The sequence below is a fragment of the Candidatus Pantoea bituminis genome (genome assembly GCF_018842675.1).
Taxonomy (GTDB): domain Bacteria; phylum Pseudomonadota; class Gammaproteobacteria; order Enterobacterales; family Enterobacteriaceae; genus Pantoea; species Pantoea phytostimulans.
Window position 1 is genome coordinate 608,030 of sequence record NZ_JAGTWO010000004.1, and the last position, 26,995, is coordinate 635,024.

The 26,995-nt window shown below is 52.4% G+C and carries 22 protein-coding genes, 1 other RNA gene and 3 pseudogenes; 18 read left to right on the top strand and 8 right to left on the bottom strand.

The window, feature by feature from the left end; all coding sequences use genetic code 11:
• Window positions 1-118: 118 nt before the first annotated feature.
• Window positions 119-844 (top strand): oxidative stress defense protein, encoded by a 726-nt coding sequence (locus tag KQP84_RS06625; protein ID WP_215845673.1) that lies wholly within the window; start codon window positions 119-121, stop codon window positions 842-844.
• Window positions 845-878: 34 nt separating this feature from the next.
• Here KQP84_RS06625 and KQP84_RS06630 read toward each other — a convergent pair whose 3' ends face one another.
• Window positions 879-1,787 carry a LysR family transcriptional regulator ArgP gene (locus KQP84_RS06630; RefSeq protein WP_215845674.1) on the bottom strand — a complete coding sequence of 303 codons (909 nt, stop codon included), beginning with the start codon at window positions 1,785-1,787 and terminating at the stop codon, window positions 879-881.
• A gap of 182 nt (window positions 1,788-1,969) precedes the next feature.
• Between KQP84_RS06630 and rpiA the strand changes: the two genes are divergently transcribed.
• From rpiA to serA, 3 genes are all read left to right on the top strand, one after another.
• Window positions 1,970-2,629, top strand: a complete 660-nt coding sequence (rpiA, locus tag KQP84_RS06635) for a ribose-5-phosphate isomerase RpiA (RefSeq protein ID WP_215845675.1) — start codon at window positions 1,970-1,972, stop codon at window positions 2,627-2,629.
• 78 nt (window positions 2,630-2,707) lie between these two features.
• The gene (locus KQP84_RS25765; RefSeq protein ID WP_256449267.1) at window positions 2,708-2,842 is read left to right on the top strand and encodes a hypothetical protein; all 135 of its coding nucleotides are present in this window, start codon (window positions 2,708-2,710) and stop codon (window positions 2,840-2,842) included.
• Window positions 2,843-2,908: 66 nt separating this feature from the next.
• Window positions 2,909-4,147 (top strand): phosphoglycerate dehydrogenase, encoded by a 1,239-nt coding sequence (gene serA, locus KQP84_RS06640; protein WP_215845676.1) that lies wholly within the window; start codon window positions 2,909-2,911, stop codon window positions 4,145-4,147.
• A gap of 176 nt (window positions 4,148-4,323) precedes the next feature.
• Here serA and KQP84_RS06645 read toward each other — a convergent pair whose 3' ends face one another.
• From KQP84_RS06645 to zapA, 3 genes are all read right to left on the bottom strand, one after another.
• A complete protein-coding gene (locus KQP84_RS06645) occupies window positions 4,324-4,917 on the bottom strand; it encodes a 5-formyltetrahydrofolate cyclo-ligase (RefSeq protein WP_215845677.1) in 594 nt (197 codons plus the stop codon).
• A gap of 91 nt (window positions 4,918-5,008) precedes the next feature.
• Window positions 5,009-5,192: non-coding RNA, 6S RNA (gene ssrS, locus KQP84_RS06650), on the bottom strand.
• Window positions 5,193-5,231: 39 nt separating this feature from the next.
• Window positions 5,232-5,561, bottom strand: coding sequence for a cell division protein ZapA (gene zapA, locus KQP84_RS06655; RefSeq protein WP_215845678.1), 330 nt, complete (start codon window positions 5,559-5,561; stop codon window positions 5,232-5,234).
• A gap of 171 nt (window positions 5,562-5,732) precedes the next feature.
• Between zapA and KQP84_RS06660 the strand changes: the two genes are divergently transcribed.
• The 8 genes and pseudogenes from KQP84_RS06660 (at window position 5,733) to KQP84_RS06695 (ending at window position 16,048) form a co-directional block, all read left to right on the top strand.
• Window positions 5,733-6,311, top strand: coding sequence for a YecA/YgfB family protein (locus tag KQP84_RS06660; protein ID WP_215845679.1), 579 nt, complete (start codon window positions 5,733-5,735; stop codon window positions 6,309-6,311).
• 110 nt (window positions 6,312-6,421) lie between these two features.
• A complete protein-coding gene (gene pepP / locus KQP84_RS06665; RefSeq protein ID WP_215845680.1) occupies window positions 6,422-7,744 on the top strand; it encodes a Xaa-Pro aminopeptidase in 1,323 nt (440 codons plus the stop codon).
• Window positions 7,741-8,919 (top strand): 2-octaprenyl-6-methoxyphenyl hydroxylase, encoded by a 1,179-nt coding sequence (gene ubiH, locus KQP84_RS06670; protein WP_215845681.1) that lies wholly within the window; start codon window positions 7,741-7,743, stop codon window positions 8,917-8,919. Before pepP ends, ubiH begins: the two co-directional genes overlap by 4 nt.
• A gap of 14 nt (window positions 8,920-8,933) precedes the next feature.
• Window positions 8,934-10,136 carry an FAD-dependent 2-octaprenylphenol hydroxylase gene (ubiI, locus tag KQP84_RS06675; RefSeq protein ID WP_215845682.1) on the top strand — a complete coding sequence of 401 codons (1,203 nt, stop codon included), beginning with the start codon at window positions 8,934-8,936 and terminating at the stop codon, window positions 10,134-10,136.
• A gap of 438 nt (window positions 10,137-10,574) precedes the next feature.
• A pseudogene (gcvT, locus tag KQP84_RS06680) lies at window positions 10,575-11,671 on the top strand (glycine cleavage system aminomethyltransferase GcvT).
• A gap of 22 nt (window positions 11,672-11,693) precedes the next feature.
• Complete coding sequence (gene gcvH, locus KQP84_RS06685) at window positions 11,694-12,080, top strand: glycine cleavage system protein GcvH (RefSeq protein ID WP_215845683.1); 387 nt, start codon at window positions 11,694-11,696, stop codon at window positions 12,078-12,080.
• 78 nt (window positions 12,081-12,158) lie between these two features.
• Window positions 12,159-15,032 carry an aminomethyl-transferring glycine dehydrogenase gene (gene gcvP, locus KQP84_RS06690; RefSeq protein ID WP_215845684.1) on the top strand — a complete coding sequence of 958 codons (2,874 nt, stop codon included), beginning with the start codon at window positions 12,159-12,161 and terminating at the stop codon, window positions 15,030-15,032.
• 272 nt (window positions 15,033-15,304) lie between these two features.
• Window positions 15,305-16,048, top strand: a complete 744-nt coding sequence (locus KQP84_RS06695) for an SDR family oxidoreductase (protein ID WP_215845685.1) — start codon at window positions 15,305-15,307, stop codon at window positions 16,046-16,048.
• A gap of 65 nt (window positions 16,049-16,113) precedes the next feature.
• Here KQP84_RS06695 and KQP84_RS06700 read toward each other — a convergent pair whose 3' ends face one another.
• A complete protein-coding gene (locus KQP84_RS06700) occupies window positions 16,114-17,553 on the bottom strand; it encodes a 6-phospho-beta-glucosidase (protein ID WP_215845686.1) in 1,440 nt (479 codons plus the stop codon).
• Window positions 17,554-17,677: 124 nt separating this feature from the next.
• Window positions 17,678-18,397: a MurR/RpiR family transcriptional regulator gene (locus KQP84_RS06705; RefSeq protein WP_215845687.1), complete on the bottom strand. Its 720-nt coding sequence runs from the start codon at window positions 18,395-18,397 to the stop codon at window positions 17,678-17,680.
• Window positions 18,398-18,697: 300 nt separating this feature from the next.
• Here KQP84_RS06705 and trhA point away from each other — a divergent pair, with 300 nt between their 5' ends.
• Complete coding sequence (gene trhA, locus KQP84_RS06710) at window positions 18,698-19,351, top strand: PAQR family membrane homeostasis protein TrhA (protein WP_215845688.1); 654 nt, start codon at window positions 18,698-18,700, stop codon at window positions 19,349-19,351.
• A 91-nt stretch (window positions 19,352-19,442) separates the two neighbouring features.
• Here the strand turns inward: trhA and tal are convergent, their stop codons facing one another.
• Both tal and rpiB read right to left on the bottom strand, forming a co-directional pair.
• Window positions 19,443-20,393 (bottom strand): transaldolase, encoded by a 951-nt coding sequence (gene tal, locus KQP84_RS06715; protein ID WP_215848223.1) that lies wholly within the window; start codon window positions 20,391-20,393, stop codon window positions 19,443-19,445.
• 159 nt (window positions 20,394-20,552) lie between these two features.
• Entirely contained in the window at window positions 20,553-21,011 is a 459-nt protein-coding gene (gene rpiB / locus KQP84_RS06720) for a ribose 5-phosphate isomerase B (RefSeq protein ID WP_215845689.1), read from the bottom strand.
• 431 nt (window positions 21,012-21,442) lie between these two features.
• Here rpiB and KQP84_RS06725 point away from each other — a divergent pair, with 431 nt between their 5' ends.
• The 5 genes and pseudogenes from KQP84_RS06725 (at window position 21,443) to KQP84_RS06745 (ending at window position 26,967) form a co-directional block, all read left to right on the top strand.
• A complete protein-coding gene (locus KQP84_RS06725) occupies window positions 21,443-22,792 on the top strand; it encodes an MFS transporter (RefSeq protein ID WP_215845690.1) in 1,350 nt (449 codons plus the stop codon).
• A pseudogene (locus tag KQP84_RS06730) lies at window positions 22,776-24,520 on the top strand (dihydroxyacetone kinase family protein). Before KQP84_RS06725 ends, KQP84_RS06730 begins: the two are co-directional and overlap by 17 nt.
• A 2-nt stretch (window positions 24,521-24,522) precedes the next feature.
• On the top strand, window positions 24,523-25,299 hold the full coding sequence (locus KQP84_RS06735; RefSeq protein WP_215845691.1) for a triose-phosphate isomerase family protein: 777 nt from the start codon (window positions 24,523-24,525) through the stop codon (window positions 25,297-25,299).
• A pseudogene (locus KQP84_RS06740) lies at window positions 25,299-26,110 on the top strand (sugar phosphate isomerase/epimerase family protein). The gene KQP84_RS06735 and the pseudogene KQP84_RS06740 overlap by 1 nt, the downstream one beginning before the upstream one ends.
• Window positions 26,110-26,967: a phosphogluconate dehydrogenase C-terminal domain-containing protein gene (locus KQP84_RS06745; protein WP_215848224.1), complete on the top strand. Its 858-nt coding sequence runs from the start codon at window positions 26,110-26,112 to the stop codon at window positions 26,965-26,967. The pseudogene KQP84_RS06740 and the gene KQP84_RS06745 overlap by 1 nt, the downstream one beginning before the upstream one ends.
• The last annotated feature ends 28 nt before the right edge of the window (window positions 26,968-26,995 follow it).

Genomic DNA, 26,995 nt, shown 5'->3' on the forward strand with positions numbered 1-26,995 from the left:
AAGCGGCGTTGAGCAGAACTTTTGCCATAATCACCACTCAAAGCATGGCGCATCGCTATGCGTTTTGGGCTTCGCCGCGTTGGAAGCTATTGAATTGACATCTTCAAGGAGGACTTTCATGAAACTGAAAGCATTGGCTTTGGCCGCAATGATGAGCGCTGGATTACCTTTAAGCGCACAAGCTGATGAATTACCTAATGGACCGCATGTCGTCACTTCAGGCAAGGCAACGGTTGATGCCCGCCCGGATATTGCGACCTTATCAATTGTGGTGAACGTGTCGTCAAAAGACGCCGCTGATGCCAAAAAACAAGCAGATGGGCGCGTTCAGCAATATTTTGATTTTCTGCAGAAAAACAGCATTGAGAAAAAAGATATTGATGCCGCAAATCTGAGCACACAGCCAGAATACGACTATACCAAAGAGGGTAAATCGGTTCTGAAAGGCTATCGTGCTGTGCGTGAAGTACAGGTGACGTTACGTCATCTCGATAAGCTTAATGATTTGTTGGATGGGGCACTGAAGTCGGGTCTGAATGAGATTCGCAGCGTTGAGTTGGGCGTAGCCAATCCAAACGACTATAAACAGCAAGCGCGTAAAGCCGCGATTAAAAATGCAACTCAGCAAGCCTCAGAACTGGCAGAAGGATTTAATGCCAAGCTGGGCTCGATTTACAGCATTCGTTATCAGGTTTCAAATTATCAACCGATGCCAATGGCCCGCATGTATAAAGCGGCGGCGGCACCTGCGGATACCTCTGCACAGGAAACCTATGATCAGCAAAGTATCAACTTTGATGATCAGGTTGATGTGGTGTTTGAAATCAAACCCAATACGCCATAAAGCAAAACGGGGCATTTCGCCCCGTTTCTTCATCTTACGCTGCAACATCATCCTGTCGCAAAACGCGATGTCCATGCGCAATCAGCGCATCAGTTACCCGACGCATCAAACGACTCTCTGGCGCAAAGCGATGCCAGTAAAGCATACGACGTTGCTGCAGGCCCGGCGTCAAGTCGATCAGCTCGCCGCTAGCCAGTTCACGCTCAATTTGCAGGTGCGGAATCATACAGCAGGTTGAACCTTGACGGGCCATCTGCACAAACGCTTCCGATGAGTTCACAATATGACAGGGCACGCTGCCCGGTGATAAGTCGAAATTCTGCTGCAAAAATGCCTGATGCATATCATCAAGATGATCAAATGCCACCGCAGGCGCTTTTAGCAGTGCTGAACGCGTCACGCCATTTGGAAAGAAGCGATCGGCGAAATCGGGTGAGGCGACAAACAGATAATCTAAAGCGCCAAGCTGATCAACCAGGCAGCTGGGTAACGGCTGAGGTTGAATACTCACTGCACCCACCACTTCGCCGCGACGCAGGCGTTCCTGCGTGCGGGTTTCATCTTCGACCTGTAAATTGAGTCGCACCGGCGAATCAGCCAGTACATCTTTCAGTGCGGGTAACAGCCAGGTTGCCAGACTGTCGGCGTTAACTGCCAGCGACAGCAGCAGCGGCGCAGTGCCGCTGTTATCATCGCCACCGAGCCATTCTTCTTCCAGCAACTCTACCTGATGCAACAACGCGAGTAATTTTTGCCCTTGTTCGGTTGGGCGGGGCGGTACGGTACGTACTAACAGTGGCTGACCAAACAGGTTTTCCAGCTGTTTGATACGCTGTGAGACCGCAGATTGGGTGATACATAATTTTTGTGCGGCGCGCTCAAAGCCGCGTTCACGTATCACAGCATCCAGCGCCTGAAGCGTTCGGTAATCGGGGCGTTTCATTCTTGTTCTCTCTCCTTCAGGATGGACGTTACTATGCCATAAAAGTGCCACATGTGACGGATGTCTAACTTTTTGTGGGCTGGCTTCCAAAGCGATTAATCCAGCACACTCACCCGAGCATTTTTAACAAGCCTTGCTTTATACTACGCGCACTCCGTTGTCGCACAGGTTTTAAACATATCATGACCCAGGATGAACTGAAAAAAGCCGTAGGTTGGGCTGCACTCGATTATGTGCAGCCAGGAACAGTGGTTGGCGTTGGCACCGGTTCGACCGCTGCACACTTTATTGATGCGCTTGCTACGATGAAGCATCAAATTGAAGGCGCTGTCTCGAGTTCGGAAGCCTCTACCCAGAAACTGAAAAGCCTAGGCATTCAGGTATTTGACCTGAACGAAATCGATAGCTTATCGATCTACGTTGATGGGGCCGATGAAATCAATCCACAGATGCAAATGATCAAAGGCGGCGGTGCGGCACTTACGCGTGAGAAGATTGTGGCTGCGGTAGCGGACACCTTTATCTGTATCGCCGACACCTCTAAAGAAGTGGATGTACTCGGCCATTTCCCGCTGCCGGTTGAAGTCATTCCTATGGCGCGTAGCTTCGTGGCGCGTGAGCTGGTTAAGCTGGGCGGCCTGCCTGAATACCGTCAGAAAGTGGTTACCGACAACGGCAACATCATTCTTGATGTGCATAATCTCCGCATCCTTGACCCTATTGCTTTAGAAAAAGCGATTAATGCTTTGCCTGGCGTGGTGACCGTTGGACTTTTTGCTGCACGCTCTGCGGATATTGCATTGATCGGCGGCCCGGATGGCGTTAGAACCATCAAAAAATGATCTGCCCGGCACTGTCGGTATGCCACTAATTTCTTCTCGTGAAACATCTTTTCTTACAGGGATGAAATTTGGTGACTTATGTCACATAAGCGGCATTGGCAGCGGGTTCGTTCTCCCTTAATTGCTCAGATCCCGATTTTGTACGGCAATGTGCTGCTGCTGGACGTTGCCGTGCTGGTAGCCAGGCAATCGTTTGTATTGCCGGACGCGTAAATTTTGATATTTTGACAGAAGGCTGGCTTATGGTAGCCCTCGTTGAATACTGAATAGGGTCGGGAAATGGCAAAGGTATCACTGGAAAAAGACAAAATTAAGTTCCTGCTGGTGGAAGGTGTCCATCAGAGCGCGCTGGATAATCTGCGTGCAGCAGGTTACACCAATATTGAATTCCACAAAGGTGCATTGGATTCGGAGGCGTTAAAAGCATCCATCCGCGATGCGCATTTTATCGGTATCCGTTCCCGCTCCCAACTGACTGAAGAGATCTTTGCAGCAGCTGAAAAGCTGGTCGCTGTTGGCTGCTTTTGCATTGGGACCAACCAGGTCGATCTGGATGCTGCTGCCAAACGCGGTATTCCGGTCTTTAATGCGCCATTCTCAAATACCCGTTCGGTAGCCGAACTGGTAATTGGTGAAATGCTGTTGATGCTGCGCGGTATTCCAGAAGCCAATGCCAAAGCGCATCGCGGTATCTGGAACAAAAACGCGAAAGGCTCGTTTGAGGCTCGCGGCAAGAAGCTTGGCATCATTGGATATGGCCATATCGGTATGCAGTTAGGCGTGCTGGCTGAAAGCCTGGGCATGCATGTTTACTTTTATGACATCGAAAATAAACTGCCGTTGGGCAACGCAACACAGGTGCGTGGTCTTAATGAACTGCTGAACCTGAGCGATGTCGTCACGCTGCATGTGCCTGAAACACTGTCGACGCAAGATATGATCGGTGCAGATCAGCTGGCGCAGATGAAGCCAGGCGCGCTGCTGATTAACGCTTCACGTGGCACGGTTGTTGATATTCCAGCCCTGTGTAATGCATTGGCGAGTAAGCATGTCGGTGGTGCTGCAATCGACGTATTCCCGGTGGAGCCAGCAACCAACAGCGATCCATTTATCTCCCCGCTTAGCGAGTTTGATAACGTGATTCTTACGCCACACATTGGTGGTTCTACCGAAGAAGCGCAGGAGAATATCGGGATCGAAGTAGCCGGTAAACTGGCGAAATATTCCGACAACGGTTCTACGCTTTCTGCGGTGAATTTCCCAGAAGTGTCGCTACCAATGCATGGTGTCAGCGCCAGCCGTTTGCTGCACATCCACGAAAACCGTCCGGGCGTGCTGACGGCAATCAACCAAATATTTGCTGAGCAGGGCATTAACATCGCTGCGCAGTACCTACAAACGTCGCCATATATGGGTTATGTGGTGATTGATATTGATGCTGAGAAAGAGCTGGCTGATAAAGCACTGAACCTGATGAAAGCCATTCCGGGCACGATACGCGCTCGTTTGCTTTACTGATCATTATCTCCGTCATAGCTCAAGCCGCAGATGCGTTGGCTATGTTAGCTCACCCGGGTCACTTACTTGTGTAAGCTCCTGGGAATGAGCTAACTTGTCGCCTTCCTGCAACGCCCATTATTTAGGGTATAGAAGCGGATATACATACGGTAAGAGGCGCTGTTTAGCGCCTCTTTTTATTCCCATTGCCAGAGCTTTGACGGTGTTAACACCGCAGGCAGCGGTACATCCCATTCCGCAACCGGCAGCGCATCGACCAGTTGACAATCATGCGCCAAACCAACCGGTAAAAAACCATGCTGTTTCCAATTCTGCAACGTGCGGTCATAAAAACCGCCGCCCATGCCCAACCGTTGTCCCTGACGATCAAACGCCACCAGAGGCACCATCATCACATCAATTTGATCAAGCGTAATCAGATGACGGATATCGAGTGGTGGCTCAGGAATGCGCAGCTTGTTGAGCGTGAGAGAGGTCTCTGGCGTGTAGCGCATAAACAGCAGATTTCCGGGTGAAAAGGGATGCAGCACCGGCAGGTAAACCTGTTTTCTTTGTTGCCAGAGTTTAGCAATCAGCGGGCGCGTGTTGAGTTCACCATCTACCGATAAAAACAGGGCGACGTTTTGTGCTTCAGTGATGGGGGCGAGATTGATGGCATGTTCGGCAAGAAGGTCAGCAGCATTTTCTTGCTGATCGTCGGTTAAGGCACGGCGCAAATGACGCACATGTTGACGAATATCCTGACGCAGTAAAAAAGAGGGTTCTGACATGGTTTCCCCACAGGATAAGCCGCTGAAGAAGCAAACTATATCATGCATTGCAATCATGCAACGTGGGGAAGAAAACCAGGACTACAAAGAAGAGATCTCCGAGATGCCGCCGTAGGCTGTAACCCTTGAACCCTTGGTTCAAGGTGAATATGCCGTCGCAACCATCAGGCTTCTCGGACGGACCGAGCATGCTCACAGGTTACGGAGCGTCACATTCTGTTTTTTTGAAATATCGGCTCAGGGGACTGGCCCACATGCAAACATCTCAGAGAAAATTTACCTCACCGTTACTCTATCATAGCAACCATGAAGTTTTATTCGAACTTCGCATCTTCGCGATCAGTAATGCGACCTTGCTCAACTAATGCCTGTTCAATCGTCTGCTGCAACATTCTAATACGTTGTTCCATATTAGCAGCATAATCGCGCGTCTTGCCTTTTTCTTGTGCCAACTCGTGGCAGACGTTTAACGCGGCGATGAACACCAGTTGTTCTGTATTGGTGACTCTAGTGCGAACTTTTAAATCTTGCAACCGTTGATTGAGATCTTCGGCCGCAGTATTCAGCGCATCTTGCTGTTCAGGCGGACAATTCACTCTCAACGAACGACCAAAAATTTGTAAATCTACCGGTTGTGCAGACATGCCACCCTTCCTGACTGATTACTTAGCCCGCAACTCCCTTAGCAGTCAATGGCTTGGGAGGCGGGCAACTATATAGACCCGCGAAATAAGTTACAACCCCTTTTCTGGAAACCTTGAGGCAGCTAGTGGTAGCATAACACGAACTTATTCCGCCAACGACGATGAAAACTTATGTCCTTACAGAACGCAACTCCTGATTACAACGCACTAGCGGCGGCGCTCTCTCAGCAGGGTGTTGGCATGACACCGGCAGAAATGCACGGACTGATTAGCGGCATCCTGTGTGGCGGAAATCAGGATACGAGCTGGAAAGCGCTGGTCCACGATCTGGCCAACGAAGGCATGGCTTTTTCGCAAAGCCTGTCGCTGCCGCTGGAATCGCTGCATGAAAATATTGCCACTGCTCTGGAAGATGACGGTTTTCTCTTTCAACTGATGTTGCCAGATGAAGATGACATCACGGTATTTGACCGCGCCGACGCGCTGGCTGGCTGGGTAAATCATTTCCTGCTTGGCCTTGGTGTGACGCAGCCTAAGCTTGATAAAGTCACAGGCGAAACCGGCGAAGCGATTGATGATTTACGCACCATTGCGCAGCTTGGTTATGACGAAGATGAAGATCAGGAAGAGCTAGAGCAGTCGCTGGAAGAGGTGGTTGAGTATGTGCGTGTAGCGGCACTGCTGTGTCATGACACCTTTACCCGACCGCAACCGACTGCGCCTGAAATGCAGAAACCAACGCTACACTAAGCCAGGTATTTCAGGACGCCGACGGGCGCATTTCAACAGCGTCTTCTTTAACCGCGTGCTTGTAAACCGCGTTCTTATCAACAGCGTTCTTATAAACAGGGAGTGCAGACATGATTTCATTGGAAACTTTTCAGCAGCGTCGTCAGGCGCTGTTAGCTAAGATGGCACCCGGCAGCGCAGCATTGATTTTTGCCGCGCCGGAAGTGACGCGTAGCAATGACACCGAATACCCGTTTCGTCAGAACAGCGATTTTTGGTATTTCACCGGTTTCAACGAGCCGCAGGCGTTGTTGGTGCTGATTAAAAGCAATGAAACGCATAATCACAGCGTGTTATTCAATCGTGTACGCGATCTCACTGCTGAAGTCTGGTTTGGACGCCGTCTGGGGCAAGACGCTGCCCCCGCTAAACTGGCCGTGGATCGTGCGCTACCCTGGGACGATATCGGCGATCAGCTGCATTTACTGTTGAATGGCCTGGACGTGGTTTATCACGCACAAGGCGAGTATGCCGAAAGCGACACTTTGGTGTTTAACGCCCTCGAAAAATTGCGTCGTGGTTTTCGCCAGAACTTGAGTGCGCCCGCAACGGTCACTGATTGGCGTCCTTGGGTGCATGAAATGCGCTTGTTCAAAAGCCCGGATGAAATTGAGATCCTACGCCGGGCAGGAAAAATCAGTGCGCTGGCGCATACCCGCGCCATGGAAAAATGCCGTCCTGGGATGTTTGAATATCAGCTGGAAGGCGAAATTCTTCATGAATTTAGTCGCCACGGTGCACGTTTCCCTTCCTATAACACTATCGTCGGCTCAGGCGAGAATGGCTGCATTCTGCATTACACCGAAAATGAATCTGAATTGCGTGACGGCGATTTAGTGCTGATTGACGCCGGCTGTGAATTCCACGGTTATGCCGGTGATATCACTCGCACCTTCCCGGTAAATGGTAAATTCAACCAGCCACAGCGCGAAATCTACGACATCGTACTCGCTTCGCTCTATACCGCATTGTCGCTGTTCCGTCCCGGGATCAGCATTCGTGAAGTGAATGATGAAGTGGTGCGTATCATGATCACCGGCCTGGTCGAGTTGGGCGTACTGCAAGGTGAAGTTGATGCCTTGATCGCTGAAGATGCACATCGTCAATTCTACATGCACGGTTTGAGTCATTGGATGGGATTGGATGTCCACGACGTGGGGCATTACGGCACCCCAAGTCGCGATCGTATCCTTGAACCTGGCATGGTGTTAACCATCGAACCGGGTCTTTACATCGCGCCAGACGCAGACGTGCCAGCCGAATACCGCGGCATTGGTATCCGTATCGAAGATGACATTGTGATCACTGAAACCGGTAACGAAAATCTCACCGACAGCGTAGTGAAAGACCCGGAAGCGATTGAAGCCCTGATGGCGGCGGCACAGCGCGCATGAGTATTATCATTGCGGGTGGCGGAATGACTGGCGCAACGCTGGCGCTGGCGATTTCACACCTCACGCAAGGCACGCTGCCAGTGACGTTGATTGAAAGTATCGAACCCGCCAGTCGCGCCCATCCCGGTTATGATGGACGTGCAATTGCGCTTGCCGCAGGAACATGCCAGCAGTTAGCGGATATCAATATCTGGCGCAGCCTTGAAAGCTGCGCAACGCCGATTACGCGCATTCACGTTTCGGATCGGGGCCATCTCGGCTTTGTTTCCATGACCGCAGAAGAGCAGGCTATTCCGGCGCTGGGGCAAGTGGTAGAACTGTTTGATGTTGGGCAACGTTTATTTGCCGCGTTGAAAAAGGCGCCTGGTGTGACCTTGCGTTGCCCGGCCCGCGTTATGCAGGCGACGCGCACGCAAGATAAGGTGCAGGTGACGCTGGATAACGGCGAACAGCTGGAAAGCGCTTTATTAGTGGCGGCAGACGGTTCACGTTCTGCGCTTGCTGCATCATGCGGCATTCAGTGGCAAACCGAGGATTATCATCAGTTGGCGTTGATTGCCAACGTCACTACGCAGCTTCCACATCAGGGCCGCGCTTTCGAGCGTTTTACGGAACACGGTCCTTTAGCGTTATTACCGATGTCAAACAATCGGCTATCGCTAGTGTGGTGCCATCCGCTTGCTGCGCGCAGCCAGATTGAAAGCTGGAGCGACAGCGAATTTCTTTCTCAGCTACAGCGCGCATTTGGTTGGCGTTTAGGTAAATTTATTCAAACGGGTCAGCGCGAATGTTATCCACTGGCCTTACAGCAGGCGACGCAGCAGGTTACGCATCGCGTCGCGGTGGTGGGCAATGCAGCACAAACGCTGCATCCAATTGCAGGACAGGGCTTTAACCTTGGACTGCGTGATGTGATGTCACTGGCGGAAACTGTGGCGGCGGCGCATCGTCACCAGCAGGATGCTGGCAGTTACGCGGTATTACACCATTATCAGCAGCGTCGTCAGCACGATCGCGACACCACAATTGGCATCACGGATGGATTAGTGCGCCTGTTCGCCAATAGCCATGCGCCGCTGATTGTTGGCAGGAATCTGGGCTTACTGGCGATGGATCATCTGCCGTGGCTGCGAAATCAACTGGCTGAGCGCACGCTTGGCTGGGTTAAGCGTTAATTTAAGGGGCAGCGATGCAAACTTTTGATGTGGTGATCGCCGGTGGCGGCATGGTAGGTCTGGCCGTTGCCTGTGGTTTGCAGGGCAGTGGACTGCGCGTTGCCGTGCTAGAGAAGGCGGCTGAACCGCAATTTACTGCCAAAGCCTTGCCTTCGATTCGCGTGTCGGCTATCAACGCCGCGAGCGAACGCTTGCTGCAAAAGCTGGATGTCTGGCCGACGATTTTATCGCTGCGCGCCAGCGCTTATCACGGCATGGAAGTCTGGGATAAGGATAGCTTTGGCTCCATCTCATTTGACGATGAACACCAAGGGTTGTCACATCTTGGCCATATTATTGAAAATCCGGCGATCCACAGCGCCTTGTGGCAACGCGCCACTGCCTGCAGTGATGTCACGTTAATAGCACCTTCACAGCTGCAACAGGTCGCTTTTGGTGACAATGAAGCCTTTATCACCCTGCAAGATGGCAGCATGGTAAGCGCGCGTTTGCTGATTGCCGCTGACGGTGCTAATTCGTGGCTGCGCAACAAAGCCGATATCCCCGTCACCTTCTGGGATTACGATCATCACGCTTTGGTTGCCAATATTCGCACAGACTTGCCGCATGATGGCATCGCGCGGCAGGTGTTTCATAGCGACGGCATTCTGGCGTTCCTGCCTATGCAAGATCCGCATCTTTGTTCCATTGTCTGGTCGCTGTCACCGCAAGAATCAAGCCGTCTTGAAACCATGCCTGAAGCGCTGTTTAATCAGCAACTGGCGGTGGCGTTCGATATGCGTCTTGGCTTGTGTCATTTGGAAAGTGAGCGCAAATCATTCCCGCTTACGGCGCGCTATGCACGTAACTTTGCAGCACACCGTCTGGCGTTAGTCGGCGATGCCGCGCACACCATTCATCCGTTGGCAGGCCAAGGGGTAAATCTCGGTTTTATGGATGCGGCAGAGTTGATTGGCGAAATTCGTCGCCTTCATCAGGAAGGTAAAGATATCGGCCAGCACCTCTATTTGCGCCGTTACGAGCGCAGTCGCAAACACAGCGCGGCGCTGATGCTGGCGAGCATGCAGGGCTTTCGTGAACTGTTCGCGGGTAATAACCCAGCGAAAAAGCTGCTACGTGACGTTGGCCTGAAACTGGCAGACACGTTGCCAGGTGTGAAACCGATGATGTTAAAGCAGGCGATGGGCCTGAACGATATGCCGGACTGGCTACGTTAATTCCTTATCCCACCGCTTATGAAGCCAGCATTTTGCTGGCTTTTTTTATGCCTAAAAAGGCATTGCACCATAAAAAGGCAGTCCCGCACCGCGATTGTGCCTCGTTTGATTTATTCTAATTTTGCGCGCTTGTTCGCATTACTTTTATTTACCCAAAAGCTTTTTCGCCAAAGTGGTTTTTTAACATCCTGCGAGTCATTACGCATAAATTTACTGCATATAAACTCCGCAACTGCATTTAATGCGTGATAAATCACAAAATTGTGGTTTTTTATCCTGACGCAATAAAAAGTTCGCTACGCTTGGTGCCTCGTTTCGACCTCGTTCTGCTTATGGTTAAACGCCACATTCGGTGGTAACGTCAACCCTAAGAGAACGTTTGCGTCGGCGCTAAATTTGACGCACGTTGAACCTCACTCGCTTTTGCACAGGATGGTTATGACTCAGCAAACCCCTTTGTTTGAACAGCATCAAACCTGCGGTGCCCGCATGGTGGATTTTCATGGCTGGATGATGCCGCTGCATTACGGCTCTCAGATGGATGAACATCATGCCGTGCGTAATGATGCGGGCATGTTTGATGTCTCCCATATGACTATTGTCGACCTTAAGGGTCCACGCACGCGTGAATTCCTCCGCTATCTGTTGGCCAATGACGTCGCGAAACTGACCCAACCTGGCAAAGCGCTTTACACCGGGATGCTGAACGCATCGGGTGGCGTTATTGACGATTTAATTGTTTACTTTATGACCGAAGAGTTTTTCCGTTTAGTGGTGAACTCCGCGACGCGTGAGAAAGATCTCGCCTGGATCGCTGAACATGCGGAGGGATATGGAATTTCGCTGACCGAGCGTGACGATTTAGCGCTGATTGCTGTTCAGGGGCCACAGGCGCAGCAAAAGCGCAGACGCTGTTCAGCGCCGAACAGCGTCAAGCGGTAGAGGGCATGAAGCCATTCTTCGGTGTGCAGGCGGGCGACTTATTCATCGCGACGACCGGTTATACCGGCGAAGCGGGCTATGAAATTGCACTGCCTGCGGGCGAAGCAGCAGATTTCTGGCAGCGTTTAGTCGCCGCTGGCGTTAAACCTGCTGGTTTGGGCGCGCGCGATACGCTGCGTCTGGAAGCGGGGATGAATCTCTACGGTCAGGAAATGGACGAAGGTGTCTCTCCGCTGGCGGCCAACATGGGTTGGACGGTGAGTTGGGAACCCAGCGATCGTCAGTTCATCGGTCGCGAAGCGCTGGAGTCGCAGCGTAAGCAGGGCACTGAAAAACTGGTGGGTCTGGTCATGACTGAAAAAGGGGTGCTGCGTAACGGCTTAACAGTTCGCTTTACTGATGAACAAGGTCAGCCACAACAAGGCATTATTACCAGTGGTTCCTTTTCTCCCACTTTGGGTTACAGCGTCGCCCTTGCCCGCGTTCCGGCTGGCGTGGGCGACAGCGCAGTGGTAGAAATTCGTAACCGCGAAATGCCGGTGAAGGTAACCAAACCCATTTTTGTCCGCGCCGGTAAACCGGTCGCACAATAAATTTTATTCAGGAGAAATGGCGATGAGCAATGTGCCAAGTGAGTTGAAGTACCGTGATAGCCACGAGTGGGTGCGTAAAAACGCTGATGGTTCTTATACCGTTGGCATTACCGAGCACGCACAAGAGTTACTTGGCGACATGGTGTTCGTTGATTTGCCAGAAGTTGGCGCAACGTTTAGCGCAGGTGAAGAGTGCGCGGTAGCGGAATCTGTTAAAGCCGCTTCCGATATCTACGCGCCAATCAGCGGTGAAATTGTTGCCGTCAACGAAGCCTTGGGCGATTCGCCTGAAACGGTTAACAGCGATCCTTATGAAGGTGGTTGGCTGTTCCAAATCAAAGCCAGCGATGAGTCAGAGCTCGACTCGATGCTGGATGCTGATGCTTATAAAGCGTCCATCGACGAGTAATCGTTGAGCGGCCTCATGCAGAGGCCGCCATTATTTTTGCACTTTCAGTTCCCCAGCCCGATTCAGGATTTACTGCTAATGACCCAGACTCTCAGCCAGCTTGAACATAACGGTGCATTCATTGAGCGCCATATCGGTCCTTCACCTGAGCAACAAGCGGTGATGCTTGACGCTATCGGCGCCAGTTCGCTGGAGGCGTTAATCGGCTCCATCGTTCCTGCGGATATCCAACTCCCGGGGCCACCAGCTGTAGGTGAAGCCGCTACTGAGCAGCAGGCGCTGGCGGAGCTGAAAGCTATTGCCAGCCAGAATCTGCGTTACAAATCCTGGATCGGCATGGGATACAGCGCGGTTATCACACCGCCCGTTATTTTGCGTAACATGCTGGAAAATCCAGGCTGGTACACGGCATACACGCCTTATCAGCCTGAAGTTTCACAAGGTCGCCTTGAAGCGTTGCTGAACTTTCAGCAGGTAACGATCGATCTGACCGGTATGGATATCGCCTCTGCATCATTACTCGATGAAGCCACCGCTGCTGCCGAAGCCATGGCGATGGCAAAGCGCATCAGTAAGCTGAAAACCGCGAACAAATTCTTTATTGCCGATGATATTCATCCGCAAACTCTGGATGTCGTACGTACCCGTGCAGAAACCTTTGGTTTCGAATTGATCATCGATCGCGCCGATAAAGCGTTGGATCACGACGATCTGTTTGGTGTATTGCTCCAACACGTTGGCACAACTGGCGAAGCGCATGACTACAGCAAACTGATTACCGAGCTGAAAGCGCATAAAGTAATTGTCAGTGTCGCCGCCGACTTTATGTCACTGGTGATGTTAGAAGCGCCAGGCAAGCAGGGTGCAGATATCGTTTTCGGTTCTGCGCAGCGTTTCGGTGTTCCGATGGGCTACGGCGGGCCACACGCCGCTTTCTTCGCCAGCCGTGATGAGCACAAGCGTTCTATGCCAGGCCGCATTATCGGGGTTTCTCGTGATGCTGCAGGCAATACTGCGCTGCGTATGGCGATGCAAACCCGCGAGCAACATATTCGCCGTGAGAAAGCTAACTCCAACATCTGTACTTCGCAGGTGCTGCTGGCCAATATCGCGGGCCTTTATGCGGTGTTCCATGGTCCGGTCGGCTTGAAGCGCATCGCTTCGCGTATTCACCGTTTCACCAATATTCTGGCTGCGGGCCTGCAAAATGGTGGCTTGAAGCTGCGTCATCATCACTGGTTTGACACGTTAACCGTTGAAGTCGCGGACAAAGCAGCGGTGCTGAGTCGTGCTGTCAGCTTTGGCGTTAACCTGCGCAGCGACATTCATAATGCTGTTGGCATCACATTGGATGAAACCACCTGTCGCGAAGACATCAGTGCGCTGTTCGCCATTCTTTTAGGTGATACGCACAATCAAGATATTGATAAGCTCGACGGTGAAGTCGCCGCAGACAGCCAGTCAATCCCGGCAGGTCTGCAACGTCAAAGTGAAATCCTGACCCATCAGGTCTTCAACCGTCATCACAGCGAAACTGAGATGATGCGTTACATGCACAGCCTGGAGAAAAAGGATCTGGCGCTGAACCAGGCGATGATTCCACTAGGTTCCTGCACCATGAAACTCAACGCCGCAGCGGAAATGATCCCTATTACCTGGCCTGAGTTTGCTGAACTTCATCCATTCTGCCCGGCTGAGCAGGCAACCGGTTATCTGCAGATGATTGGTCAACTGTCGCAGTGGTTGGTGCAACTTACCGGTTACGACGCACTGTGCATGCAGCCAAACTCTGGCGCGCAGGGCGAATACGCGGGTTTATTGGCAATTCGCCGTTATCACGAAAGCCGCAACGAAGGCGATCGCCACCTTTGCCTAATCCCAAGTTCAGCACACGGTACTAACCCCGCTTCTGCGCAGATGGCAGGCATGGACGTGGTAGTGGTGGCGTGTGATAAGCAGGGCAACATTGATCTGGGCGATTTGCGCGAGAAAGCCGCGCAGGCTGGCGATAAACTTTCCTGCATCATGGTGACTTATCCGTCAACGCACGGTGTGTATGAAGAAACCATTCGTGAAGTGTGCCAGATCGTTCATCAGTACGGCGGTCAGGTTTACCTTGATGGCGCAAACATGAACGCTCAGGTCGGCATCACCACGCCAGGTTACATCGGCGCGGATGTTTCGCACCTGAACCTGCACAAAACCTTCTGCATTCCACACGGCGGCGGTGGCCCAGGCATGGGACCGATCGGCGTGAAAGCGCATTTAGCACCGTTTGTGCCAGGCCACAGCGTAGTACAAATTGACGGCGTACTGACACAGCAGGGCGCAGTATCCGCAGCCCCGTTTGGTAGCGCTTCAATTCTGCCAATCAGCTGGATGTATATCCGCATGATGGGCGCTGAAGGTCTGAAGCAGGCGAGTTCTGTCGCGATTCTGAATGCCAACTACATCGCCAGCCGTTTGCAATCCGCTTATCCGATTCTCTACACCGGCCGTGATGGTCGCGTGGCGCATGAATGTATTCTCGACATTCGTCCGCTGAAAGAGCAAACCGGCATCAGCGAGCTGGACATCGCTAAGCGTCTAATCGACTACGGCTTCCATGCTCCAACTATGTCCTTCCCGGTTGCCGGCACGCTGATGGTTGAGCCAACCGAGTCTGAAGGCAAAGTGGAGTTGGATCGCTTTATCGACGCGATGCTGTCAATTCGCATGGAAATTGATCGCGTAGCCGACGGCGAATGGCCTGCGGAAGATAACCCGTTGGTCAACGCGCCGCACACCCAGATGGAAATTGTTGGCGAATGGGCGCATCCGTACAGCCGCGAACTGGCGGTATTCCCGGCAGGTAATCACAACAAATACTGGCCGACGGTAAAACGTCTGGATGATGTGTTTGGGGATCGTAATTTGTTCTGTTCCTGTGTACCGATGAGCGAGTACCAATAATTTACCCGTCCTACCCGTCATACTTCGCGCTGCAGATGCGTTGGCTGCGTTAGCTCACCCCGGTCACTTACTTATGTAAGCTCCCGGGGATGAACTCACTTGCCGCCTTCCTGCAACGCGAATTATTTAGGGTAAATATTGTGTTAATGAACAAGATTTACTCGCCATTCTTAGTGCAGCAGATGTACTGGCTATGAATTATTTAGGGTAAAAGGCGTGATCTCCTTTAATTTAAGGACCGATTCTTCGGTCCTTTTTTTATGGAGGCAATAATGGAACTTGCATTAGTCACAGGTGCCAGTCGAGGTATTGGTCGCGCGACAGCGTTAATGCTGGCAGCAAAAGGCTATCGGGTAGCGGTCAATTATCGTCAGCGTGAAGCGGAAGCGTTACGTGTGGTGGAAGAAATTCAGCAGCAGGGCGGCGACGCTTTTGCGGTACAAGCTGATATCGGCAATGAAGATCAGTTGATGGCGATGTTTGAACGGCTGGATGAACAAGACGCACCGTTGACCGTACTGGTTAACAATGCCGGTATTCTGTTCAAGCAGTGTCGCGTGGAACAACTCGATGCGGCACGTATTCAACAGGTGTTTGCTACCAATGTCACAGGCACCTTTCTCTGCTGTCGTGAAGCGGTAAAACGTATGGGAACCCATCATGGCGGAAAAGGAGGAGCCATCGTCAATGTCTCTTCTGCGGCATCACGGTTGGGGGCACCGAATGAATATGTCGATTATGCAGCCTCAAAAGGCGCAATGGACACGCTAACAAAAGGGCTATCGCTGGAAGTTGAGCAGCAGGGCATTCGGGTAAACGCGGTTCGGCCAGGACTGATTTACACTGAAATGCATGCTGATGGGGGTGAACCGGGCCGAGTTGATCGGCTAAGCAGTGCACTTCCAATCGGGCGCGGCGGTCAGGCGGAAGAGATTGCTGAAGCGATAGTCTGGTTAGCCAGCGATGCCGCTTCCTACATCACCGGAAGCTTTATTGATGCTGCAGGCGGTCGCTAAGACAACAACGCCGCAGAGATAAGCTGCGGCGTTTTCGCTTTAAGCAATCGTTCTAATTTTCTGCGTTAAAGAACTTCACCGTTGCTGGTAATCACTTGTTGATACCAGTTAAAGCTTTTCTTCTTCGAGCGTGAAAAATCACCGCTGCCATCATCGTTTTTATTCACGTGAATAAAGCCGTAACGCTTATCATACTGACCGGTGGTGAAAGAGACGCAATCCAGGCAGCCCCACGGCGTATAGCCCATTAAATCAACACCATCGTGCGTCACCGCTTTTTTCATCTCTTCGATGTGCGCGCGCAAATAGTCGATGCGGTAGTCATCTTCGATCACGCCTTGCGCGTTTGGTTTATCAATGGCGCCAAAGCCATTTTCCACGATAAACAGCGGCTTCTGATAGCGCTCGTAGAGTTCGTTTAACGCGTAACGCAAACCCACTGGATCAATCTGCCAGCCCCAATCGGACGCTTTAACGTGTGGGTTTTTCACCACGCCTTCAAAACCGGTAATCGGGTCATCAACGCCGCGGGCGTCCGTTTTCACCGCGTTGCTCATGTAATAGCTGAAGCCAACGTAGTCAGCACAGCCGTTACGCAGAGTTTCAGCATCGTCGGCTTCCATTTGAATCTCGTAGCCTTTGCGTGCCCACTCTTTCAGCGCATAGGCGGGATAATAACCGCGCATCTGCACATCGCTGAAGACATAACGTTGATGCATTGCTTCCTGCGCCATTACCACATCATCAGGATGACAGGAGAAAGGATAAACCGGCACCATCGCAATCATGCAGCCAATCTGGAAGTCTGGGTTGATGTCATGGCCTAACTTCACTACTTTCGCGCTGGCAACAAACTGGTGGTGCATCACTTGATACATCGCCTGTTCCGGCTTCTCATGGTCAGTAAAGATCACGCCTGAGCAGCAGTAACCAAACAGGGGATATTGCCAGTTACGCTGGTTATTGATCTCGTTGAAAGTCATCCAGTACTTCACTTTATTTTTGTATCGCTCTAATACCACTTCGCTGAAGCGTACAAAAAAGTCGACCACTTTGCGGTTGTGCCAGCCGCCATACTCTTTCACCAAATGATAGGGCATTTCGAAGTGGGAAAGGGTAATCACCGGTTCGATGCCATATTTCAGAAGTTCGTCGAAAAGGTCGTCATAAAATTGCAGGCCCGCTTCGTTGGGTTGCTGTTCATCGCCATTCGGGAAGATGCGGGTCCAGGCAATGGAGGTGCGGAAGCATTTGAAGCCCATTTCAGCAAACAGCGCGACGTCCTGTTTATAGTGAGAATAAAAATCGACTGCCTGATGATTGGGGTAAAAATTGCCGGGCTGCACGCCGTCGGTGATCACGCGATTCACGCCGTGTGAGCCGCCGGTCAGTACGTCACAAATACTGACGCCTTTGCCATCCTGATCCCAACCGCCTTCAACCTGATGTGCCGCGACCGCGCCGCCCCAAAGGAATCCTTTTGGTAACTGTAATGCTTCACTCATGTTTAGCCCTCAATATCAGACAGAGATAAAATAAATTGGCCTGAGTGTAGCAAAGCACTCTTTAAAGTCACGATATAACAACGTGTTAGAATGGTAATCTGTTACAGCTAAAAAACAGGATGTTTTATTTATTAAGCTGCCGACCGATCGCTTCCAGAATATAGATAACCGGCACTTGAGTGGTGATATCAAAATTATCTGCCATGCGAATAAGAGGCACGTGATAAGAGAGATTAAAGTCGCTGATTTTTGCCAGCGAACAGCTTTCATTATTGGTAATAGAGAGCGTTTTACACTGATGCTGGCTGAACTGGCTGGCCAGTCGCAGGATCTCTTCCGTTTCGCCTGATACCGACAAAATAATCGCCACCGCATTTTCATTCAGACTTGGACTAACCGGATAATAAGGATCGTCGATGGCGTGGCTGAATTTACCGACGTTAGAGAAAAAACGCGCAGCATATTTAGCTAAGCTCCCGGAGGTTCCTACGCCAATAAAAAATATATGCTCAGCCTGATTAATCATCTGCGCGGCCTGGCTAATTAACTGCTCAAACTCCGCATTATTAATACTTTTGAAAAAGCTCAGCATCTCATTCACGCCGGAGGTGTTCATCAGTGGCTGAGTTTTTTCATCTGCCAGACGCAGGCGAATGCGAAATTCTGACCAGCCGTCACAATGCATCTTGCGGCAAAAACGTAAAACAGTGGTGGTAGACACCTCGGCCTGTTCCGCCAGCTCGCGAATCGTCATATAGCTGACGCTTTCACGGTGTTTGATGATGAATTGGTAAACCTGCATTTCGAGGTCATTGAGACTGGCTAGATCGCGGTGCGAGAACATCAGAAAGTGCTCATTGTGCAGTGAACCGGCAGGCAGTTTATCAGATTCAGTCAGCGTGTGGATGGTTACAACGGTTCACAGATTAATTTTAGCGTACAAGTGTACACTGAAATCGTTCCCGGTTACTCTGGTGCGCAGATATTTGCAATCACTCTACCTGTCATACTTCCAGCTGCAGATGCGTTGGCTACGCTTGCTCGGCCCGGTCACTTACCCCAATAAGTTCTCGGGACTGGCTCCCTTGCCGACTGCCTGCAACGCGAATTAATGAGGGTATATACCTTTGAGGGCTCCCTTTTTATGACCGAAAACCGCGTATTGCTACCGGGTTATTCATTGGCAGAGGAAATTGCCAACAGCATCAGTCATGGTTTGGGCTGCTTGTTCGGCATTGTAGGGCTGGTGTTACTGCTCAATCAGGCGATTGATATGGGCGCAGATGCCACCGCAATCACCAGCTACAGCTTGTATGGCGGCAGCATGATTTTGCTGTTTCTCGCCTCAACGCTTTATCACGCAATTCCCCATAAACGTGCCAAGCCTTGGCTAAAAAAGCTCGATCACTGCGCCATTTACCTGCTGATCGCTGGAACCTACACGCCATTCCTGTTGGTGGGTTTGAAATCGCCGCTGGCGCATGGATTGATGGTCGTGATTTGGGGCCTGGCGCTGGCCGGCATTATTTTTAAACTGACCATCGCGCATCGCTTCAAGGTGCTGTCGCTAGTGACTTACATGAGTATGGGTTGGCTGTCGCTGGTTGTGATTTATCAACTGGCGATGAAACTCTCGTCCGGCGGGATTTGGCTACTGGCCGCAGGTGGCATTATTTATTCGCTGGGCGTGATTTTTTACGTGTCGCGCCGCATTCCTTATAACCACGCCATCTGGCACGGCTTTGTGTTGGGCGGCAGCGTGTGTCATTTCTGCGCAATCTACTTCTACGTAATGTAACTTTTTAGCCAACAAGAAAGGCGGGAGCCATTCCCGCCTCTTATCTGAGCATCAAACAGATCGATTAAAACCTAAAGCCCGTAAATGCGGATCATAGCTTCGCAGCCAGCAGATCTTCCAGCTTCTGTTGATCCACTGCGAACTGACGGATCCCTTCTGCCAGCTTTTCTACCGCCATTGCATCCTGATTATGTTCCCAACGAAAAGCCGCCTCTGTTAGCGGCGAAGGCGGATTCAGTACCGCAGTTGATGGCGTAAGTTTACGTTCAAGTGGCGCATCACTGGCTTCAAGTTCTTGCAGTAAATTAGGCGACAGCGTCAGGCGATCGCAGCCCGCCAGCGCCAGAATCTGTTCGATTTTACGGAAGCTGGCGCCCATGATAACCGTGTTGTAGCGATGGGATTTGTAATACTGATAAATGTTACGCACGGATACCACGCCAGGATCGTTTTCAGCGTCATAAATGCTTTGCGGCTCGCGGCTCTGATAGAAGTCGTAGATGCGGCCAACAAAAGGCGAAATCAGAAAAACGCCCGCTTCGGCGCAGGCGCGTGCCTGAGCAAAGGAAAACAGCAGCGTTAAATTACACTGAATACCGTTGCGTTCCAGCTCTTCGGCGGCGCGAATGCCTTCCCAGGTTGCGGCCAGTTTGATCAAAATTCGCGCGCGACTAATACCCTGATCTTCATACATGCGCACCAACTTTTCAGCCTTGGTCACGCACATGCCGCGATCAAAGGAGAGGCGAGCATCCACTTCCGTCGAGACGCGGCCCGGTACGCTTTTCAAAATTTCCAGTCCCAGATTCACCGCTACGCGATCGCTGGCATTGATAATTTGCGTTTGCTTGCTGCCGCCTTGGGTTTTGGCGTAATCAATTGCGTCGTCAATTAGGTGCTTATAGCCTTCAAGGCTGGCGGCTTTAAGGATCAACGACGGATTCGTGGTGGCATCCTGCGGATGATAATGCCGAATCGACTCGATATCGCCGCTGTCCGCGACCACGGTGGTGTACTGTTTTAACGCCTCTAGCTGGTTCATCATTTTACTCCGTAACGAGAGAACAGGGCGGCCACAGAAAGACGCGCGCACTTATCCCTGCGAAAGCGATGTCGCAATGGAATGAGCGAGAGCTGAAGACGCCTGAATCAGGCGAAACCGCAGGTAAATATCGGGTTTCGCCGGGTGAGAAAAGGGTGCTTATTTGCTCTGGCACGCCTGTTCGTAATACTCGATTTTTTCGACTTTAGCGGTTGAACCGCCACCTTCAAACTCTGACGCCATCCAGGCGTTGACGATATTTTTCGCCAGCTCTGAACCAATAACGCGCGCACCCATGGTCATGATCTGTGCATTGTTACTTTTACGTGCACGTTCAGCAGAGAAAGTGTCATGGCATTGCGCAGCACGCACGCCCGGCACTTTGTTCGCAACGATAGCCACGCCGATACCGGTTCCGCACAGCAGGATCCCACGATCGTGTTTGCCCTCTTTAACGGCATTAGCCAACGCAAAAGCGACATCCGGGTACATTGGGCGATCGTTTTGCGCATCGTTGCTGTAATCCAGCACGTCGTACTGCTTCTCTTCTAAATGACGTTTGATCAAATTCTTCAGTTCAATGGCCGCATCATCAGCGCCAATAGCGATTGTTTTCATCGTTTTCTCCAGCAGGTTACGCGGTTCAACCTGCATCAGATGCAGGCTAAAAGATGTTCATCACTAGCCTGCCACAAACTTGTTCATATGTTCAATATGCGTTCATTTGTTTTTGGCCGATTTTTCTGATCACCCCTTTACTCCACGTCATGCTACGCCTGCCCTGCGGCTGAAATGGTGACGTGAATCTGAAAATTGACCTATTTCAAATCATTTGAACGGGTTCACAGTTTTGGGAAGTGCGCTTGAGTGATGAGCAATTATACGTGTAGTGTTCATTTGTTCGCGCAGTGTTACCAATGTACAAGAAGACCCATCGAGGACTCGAACATGCGTTACCCAAACCCTACTCAATGCACCTGCATCGACAATGCGTACTGCGTATTGCCAACACCAACTTTCTCTTATCGCGCCCGTATCGGAGGTGCGTCATGACCCAGACAACCATGACGGCGGTTGAACAATCCGCCATTCGTAAAATCTCCTGGCGATTGGTTCCGTTTGTCGCCTTGATGTTCTTTATTAACTTCCTGGACCGTACCGCAATCTCCTTCGCCGGCCCGAACGGTATGACCCAGGATCTCGGCCTGACTGCGGTGCAGTTTGGTTTGGCTTCAGGCGTGTTCTTTATTGGCTACATCCTGTTAGAAGTGCCGAGTAATTTGGCGCTACATCGCTTCGGCGCACGCCGCTGGCTGGCGCGCATTATGATCAGCTGGGGTATCGTCTCGCTGCTGTTTACCTGGGTGAGCAGTGTGCAAGGGTTGTACGGCCTGCGTTTGCTGCTGGGTATCGCTGAAGCGGGCTTCTTCCCGGGTGCGATTCTATACCTGAGCATGTGGGTTCCGGCACGCCATCGCAGCAAAATTCTGTCGCTGTTCTATCTCGCCCAACCGTTGACCGTGGTGTTCGGTGCGCCGCTGGCGGCAGCCTTTATTGAGCAACATGGTTTGTTTGGATTGGAAGGCTGGCGTGTGATGTTCCTGGGCGTCTCCATCCCGGCCATTCTGATTGGTTTCGTGGCGCTGTTCTGGCTAGTGGATTCACCGCGTCAGGCGAAATGGTTGACCAGTGAAGAGAAAACCTGGCTGACCAAAGAATTGGAAGCGGAAAACAACGCGAAACAGCAGAAAAGTCATCAGAGTGTTCGCACGGTGATGGGCAACGGTCGCGTATGGATGCTGTGCCTGATCTACTTCGGCTTCATTTACGGTTTGTATGCGCTGGCGTTCTTCTTGCCAACCATCATCGGCGGCTTCCAGCAGCAGTTCGGCACCACTTTTAACGTGATGCAAAAAGGGATGATTACTGGCGTGCCTTATCTGGTTGCTGCGGTGGTGATGTTCTTCTGGTCACGAGATGCTTCGCGTCGTGGTTGCAAAACCTGGCACATCGCTATCCCGGCGTTAACCGGCGCAATCAGTGTGCCGCTGGCGCTCTACATGGATTCACCGTTCACCACCATTTTGGTGATTGCGATTACCGCCAGCTCGATTTTCGCTGCCTTACCTAACTTCTGGACTTTGCCGACGCAGTTTCTGACCGGCGCCTCTGCCGCCGCGGCGATTGCCTTGATCAACACGCTGGGCAACGTGGCGGGATTCTCGGCAGGTTACATCACCGGTGCGCTACACGATGCGACCAACAGTTACACCATCCCGATGTTTGTGGTGGGTGGATTCATGCTGCTGTCAGCCGTGCTGATGCTGTTGTTGAACCGCCGCCGCCAGATTCAGCCGACCCCTTTAGCCAGGAGCACGAACAATGACCTACCTGTTTAACCAACCTTCAGCCTTTGCCTCCGAACTTATCGAAGGATTTGTCGCCGCGAACGCAGACAAAGTGCGGCAGGTACCTGGCGGCGTCGTACGCAGTACACGCAGCCAGGCGGGCAGCGTCGCGGTGATTGTCGGTGGTGGTTCAGGTCATTATCCCGCCTTCGCCGGATTAGTCGGGCAAGGTCTGGCGCACGGTGCGGCGATGGGCAATCTGTTTGCCTCGCCTTCCGCGCAGCAAATCTACAACGTGGCGCGCGCCGCAGATAACGGTGGCGGCGTGCTGCTGATGTTTGGTAACTATGCGGGCGATGTGCTGCATTTTGGTCAGGCTTGCGAGCGTCTACGCAGCGAAGGCATTCCCTGCGAAGTGCTGGCGGTAACTGATGATATTTCCAGCGCCAGCGTTGATGAAATTGAAAAACGTCGTGGCGTAGCGGGCGATCTCACCGTGTTTAAAGTGGCCTGCGCCGCCGCGGAAGCGGGCTACGATTTAGCCCGCGTGCTCAACGTTTCACGCCACGCCAATGACCGCACGCGTTCTTTTGGCGTCGCGTTTTCAGGCTGTACCTTACCTGGCGCGTCTCATCCACTGTTTGAAGTGGAAAAAGGGCGCATGGCGTTAGGACTGGGCATTCACGGCGAGCCGGGCATCAAAGAAACCGACGTGCCGACCGCCGACGAGCTGGCTGAGATTTTCGTTGATCGCTTGCTGAGCGAGCTGCCGCAAGGCATCAATACGGTAGAAGGTCAGCGGGTCGCGGTGATCCTCAATGGGTTAGGTACGGTGAAATACGAAGAGCTGTTTGTGGTTTACCGTCGCGTCGCGCAGTTGCTGGATGCCGCGAAGTTACACGTCGTTGAGCCTGATGTCGGCGAGTTCGTTACCAGTTTCAATATGGCAGGCGCATCATTAACTCTGATGTGGCTTGACCAGGAGCTGGAAACCTTCTGGTGCGCACCCGCTAATGCTCCAGCCTATCGCAAAGGCAGCGTGATCGTTGCTGAAGCGCTAAGTCCAGCGGAATGTGTAGAGCAGGCGGAGGACACGTTACCGCAGGCGAGCGCAGAATCGCAGGAGAGCGCACAGCGCGTGCTGCAACTGCTGGAAGCCGTAGCGCAAATGCTGCAAGCCAACGCCGAGAAACTGGGTGATATTGATGCAGTGGCTGGCGATGGCGATCACGGTATTGGTATGGAGCGCGGCGTATTAGGCGCGGTAGAAAAAGCCCGTGAAGTGGCGGCGCGTGGCGCAGGCGCGGGAACGCTGCTGTGTCGTGCGGCGGATGCCTGGGCAGATAAAGCGGGCGGCACCTCGGGAGCATTATGGGGCGTTGCGCTGACCGCGCTGGGCACGGCGTTGGGCGATCAACATCAGCCTGATGCGCAACGTGTTGCCAGTGGGGTACGTCACGCGCAAGAAGGCATTATGCACTTTGGTAAAGCCAAAGTGGGCGACAAAACCATGGTCGATGTGTTGGTGCCGTTTGCCGATAGCCTGAACGACGCTGTGGCGCAAGGCGCCTCATTAACCGATGCCTGGTTAACAGCGGCGCAGGTGGCGGATAACGCCGCACAAGCGACCGCCCAGTTATTGCCAAAGATGGGCCGTGCCCGTCCGCTGGCAGAAAAAGTTTAGGAACACCCGATGCTGGCGCCATTTCGCTAGCGATGATCGTCAACACCGTGGGAAACCTGCTCAACGATAACGCGACCGCAGATCAAGGAGTTTAAGCATGTCTCAACCTGCCATCTGGCTGGGCGTCAGCCTGAAAATGTACTTCAGCTATCAGCAAACGCTGACATGGTGCCGTGACGTCGCCGAGCTGGCGCGTCGTCATCCAGCCATCCAGCAAGGTGAGGTTGGGCTGTTTGTGTTACCGGCTTATCCGGCTATTCCGGCGGTTGCCGAGATTTTTGCCGATACGCCTGTTCGCTTTGGCGGCCAGGATGTCTGCCAGGCAGAAAATGGCGCCTGGACCGGTGAAGTCAGCGCCAGCATGTTGCAGGAGTTGGGCTGTTCGCTGGCTGAGATTGGTCATGCTGAGCGCCGTCGTCATTTCCATGAAGACAAAACACAGATCGCGGCCAAAGTGGCGATGTCTTTACGCCACGGCTTAACGCCGGTGTTGTGCATCGGTGAAGAGCAAGAAGGCGAACCGGCGCAGGCGATTGCGCTGTGCCAACAGCAGCTTGCTGAGGCCCTGGCCAATGCCGGGCAACAAGGTTTGCAGGGCAGCGTGTTCTTCGCTTACGAACCGCAATGGGCGATTGGCGCACCGCAACCCGCACCGGACAGCTACATTCGGGCGGTGTGTGCCGGTTTGCGTGACCTGCAAACACCCGAGGGCATCGATTTGCAGGTGATTTACGGCGGCAGCGCCGGCCCCGGCCTGATTCAGCGCCTGGCGGGTGATGTCGATGGACTGTTTCTCGGGCGTTTCGCCCACGATCCCAAAGCGCTGGCGCAAATCGTTGATGAAGCCAGCGCGCTGCTTAAGGAGATCCGTTAATGAGCCGTATCGGACTCAGCACGTATGCTTTTTCTGGCGCATGTCATCGCAAGTGCCGGAGCCGTTAACGTTGGCGCAGATGCTGGAGCAAACGGCCGCGCTTGATGTTTCTGTCTTTCAAATTTGTGATTATCCGGCGATCGAGAGTTGGCCCGATGCGCAGCTACAGGCGTTGCGTCAGCAGGCCGATGCGCTGGGCATCACACTGGAACTGGGCACTCGCGGTCTGGGTACGGCCCATCTGCAACGTTATCTGCACATGGCCAATATTCTGGATGCCCACGTTGTTCGCTCCATGTTCTATACCGCCAGCCATCGTCCGTCATTGGAAGAGGCCGCGCAGTTGATCGGCGCCATTCTGCCGGACTATGAGCGCCAGCAGGTGATGCTGTGTTTGGAAACTTACGAGCAGGTCAAGACCGCCGACATGATGTCGGTGATCAATCAATTTCCGTCACCTTGGCTTGGCGTTTGCCTTGATCCCGCCAACTGCGTCGCTGGGTTGGAGCTACCGGAACAGGTTATCGCCAATACCGCTGCACGCGTCGGTAATCTGCACATCAAAGATTTTGCATTTTCCCGTCGTGACGGTTGGGTGGGATTCACCTACGCCGGTTGTCTGATGGGGGACGGCTTACTCGACTATGACCGGATGATCGCCAGCGTGCGCCCGGCAGAAAAAGGCATCAATCAAATCGTCGAACACTGGCTACCGTGGCAGGAAGATGCAGCGATCACCTGTCAACGTGAAGCCGAGTGGACACTTCGCACCGTGGAATTCTTACGTAGTAAACAAGCTCAGGAGTCATAATAATGAACCAATTAAAAACCATCACCGTGATTGGCGCAGGCGGCAAAATGGGCATGCGCATTTCTGCCAACTTCCAGAAAAGTGATTACCAGGTCTTTTATTGCGAGAACTCACCCAAGGCGCAGGAGCAAGTTACCGCACAGGGCCGTGAGCTTTCCGATGCAGCTTCCGTTGTCCCCGTGAGTGATGTTGTGATTCTGGCGGTGCCGGATATTGTCTTGGGTAAAGTGTCGGAAGGCGTTGTACCGCAGATGAAGAAAGATGCGGTGCTGTTAACCCTTGATCCCGCAGCGGCCTATGCCAACCTGATTGCACACCGCGATGACATTGATTACGCCGTGGCGCACCCCTGTCATCCCTCCGTATTCCTGGAGCGTTATACCAAAGAGGAGCACGCCGACGCCTTTGGTGGTATTGCGGCTATTCAGCACGTTGCGGCCTCTTATGAAGCAGGCAGCGACGAGCAGAAAGCGGAACTGAGCAACGTCATCAGCGTGATGTATGGCCCGGTTGAGCAGGTACATTGGGTTACCGTTACCCAGCTGGCTTACCTTGAGCCTACGCTGGTTGAAACCGTGGCCTGCATGGTGGGTGCCTTCATGAAAGAAGCGCTGGATGAAACCGTTAAGCACAGCGGCGTGCCGGAAGAAGCAGCTAAAGCGATGCTGTATGGCCATATTCAGATTGCCTTGGCTGTTGCATTCCGCGCTACCAACCCGTTCTCCGATGCCTGCATGATCGCCATGGAATATGGCCGCGAGAAAATCGTTAAGCCAGACTGGAAACAGATCTTCGATCAGAAAGAACTCGATATCGTGATTGCCCGCATGCTGAAAATCGATGCTATTCGTCGTTAATCTGTGAAGTTGTCGCGGCTCATATTAT

Coding starts and splice junctions, on each gene's coding strand:
- pepP (WP_215845680.1), top strand. CDS start 6,422: ATGATTTCATTGGAAACTTTTCAGCAGCGTCGTCAGGCGCTGTTAGCT.
- serA (WP_215845676.1), top strand. CDS start 2,909: ATGGCAAAGGTATCACTGGAAAAAGACAAAATTAAGTTCCTGCTGGTG.
- KQP84_RS06695 (WP_215845685.1), top strand. CDS start 15,305: ATGGAACTTGCATTAGTCACAGGTGCCAGTCGAGGTATTGGTCGCGCG.
- KQP84_RS06735 (WP_215845691.1), top strand. CDS start 24,523: ATGTCTCAACCTGCCATCTGGCTGGGCGTCAGCCTGAAAATGTACTTC.
- rpiB (WP_215845689.1), bottom strand. CDS start 21,011: ATGAAAACAATCGCTATTGGCGCTGATGATGCGGCCATTGAACTGAAG.
- KQP84_RS06630 (WP_215845674.1), bottom strand. CDS start 1,787: ATGAAACGCCCCGATTACCGAACGCTTCAGGCGCTGGATGCTGTGATA.
- ubiI (WP_215845682.1), top strand. CDS start 8,934: ATGCAAACTTTTGATGTGGTGATCGCCGGTGGCGGCATGGTAGGTCTG.
- KQP84_RS06625 (WP_215845673.1), top strand. CDS start 119: ATGAAACTGAAAGCATTGGCTTTGGCCGCAATGATGAGCGCTGGATTA.
- gcvH (WP_215845683.1), top strand. CDS start 11,694: ATGAGCAATGTGCCAAGTGAGTTGAAGTACCGTGATAGCCACGAGTGG.
- KQP84_RS06645 (WP_215845677.1), bottom strand. CDS start 4,917: ATGTCAGAACCCTCTTTTTTACTGCGTCAGGATATTCGTCAACATGTG.
- rpiA (WP_215845675.1), top strand. CDS start 1,970: ATGACCCAGGATGAACTGAAAAAAGCCGTAGGTTGGGCTGCACTCGAT.
- KQP84_RS06660 (WP_215845679.1), top strand. CDS start 5,733: ATGTCCTTACAGAACGCAACTCCTGATTACAACGCACTAGCGGCGGCG.
- ubiH (WP_215845681.1), top strand. CDS start 7,741: ATGAGTATTATCATTGCGGGTGGCGGAATGACTGGCGCAACGCTGGCG.
- KQP84_RS06725 (WP_215845690.1), top strand. CDS start 21,443: ATGACCCAGACAACCATGACGGCGGTTGAACAATCCGCCATTCGTAAA.
- KQP84_RS25765 (WP_256449267.1), top strand. CDS start 2,708: ATGTCACATAAGCGGCATTGGCAGCGGGTTCGTTCTCCCTTAATTGCT.
- gcvP (WP_215845684.1), top strand. CDS start 12,159: ATGACCCAGACTCTCAGCCAGCTTGAACATAACGGTGCATTCATTGAG.
- tal (WP_215848223.1), bottom strand. CDS start 20,393: ATGAACCAGCTAGAGGCGTTAAAACAGTACACCACCGTGGTCGCGGAC.
- KQP84_RS06700 (WP_215845686.1), bottom strand. CDS start 17,553: ATGAGTGAAGCATTACAGTTACCAAAAGGATTCCTTTGGGGCGGCGCG.
- KQP84_RS06705 (WP_215845687.1), bottom strand. CDS start 18,397: ATGTTCTCGCACCGCGATCTAGCCAGTCTCAATGACCTCGAAATGCAG.
- zapA (WP_215845678.1), bottom strand. CDS start 5,561: ATGTCTGCACAACCGGTAGATTTACAAATTTTTGGTCGTTCGTTGAGA.
- trhA (WP_215845688.1), top strand. CDS start 18,698: ATGACCGAAAACCGCGTATTGCTACCGGGTTATTCATTGGCAGAGGAA.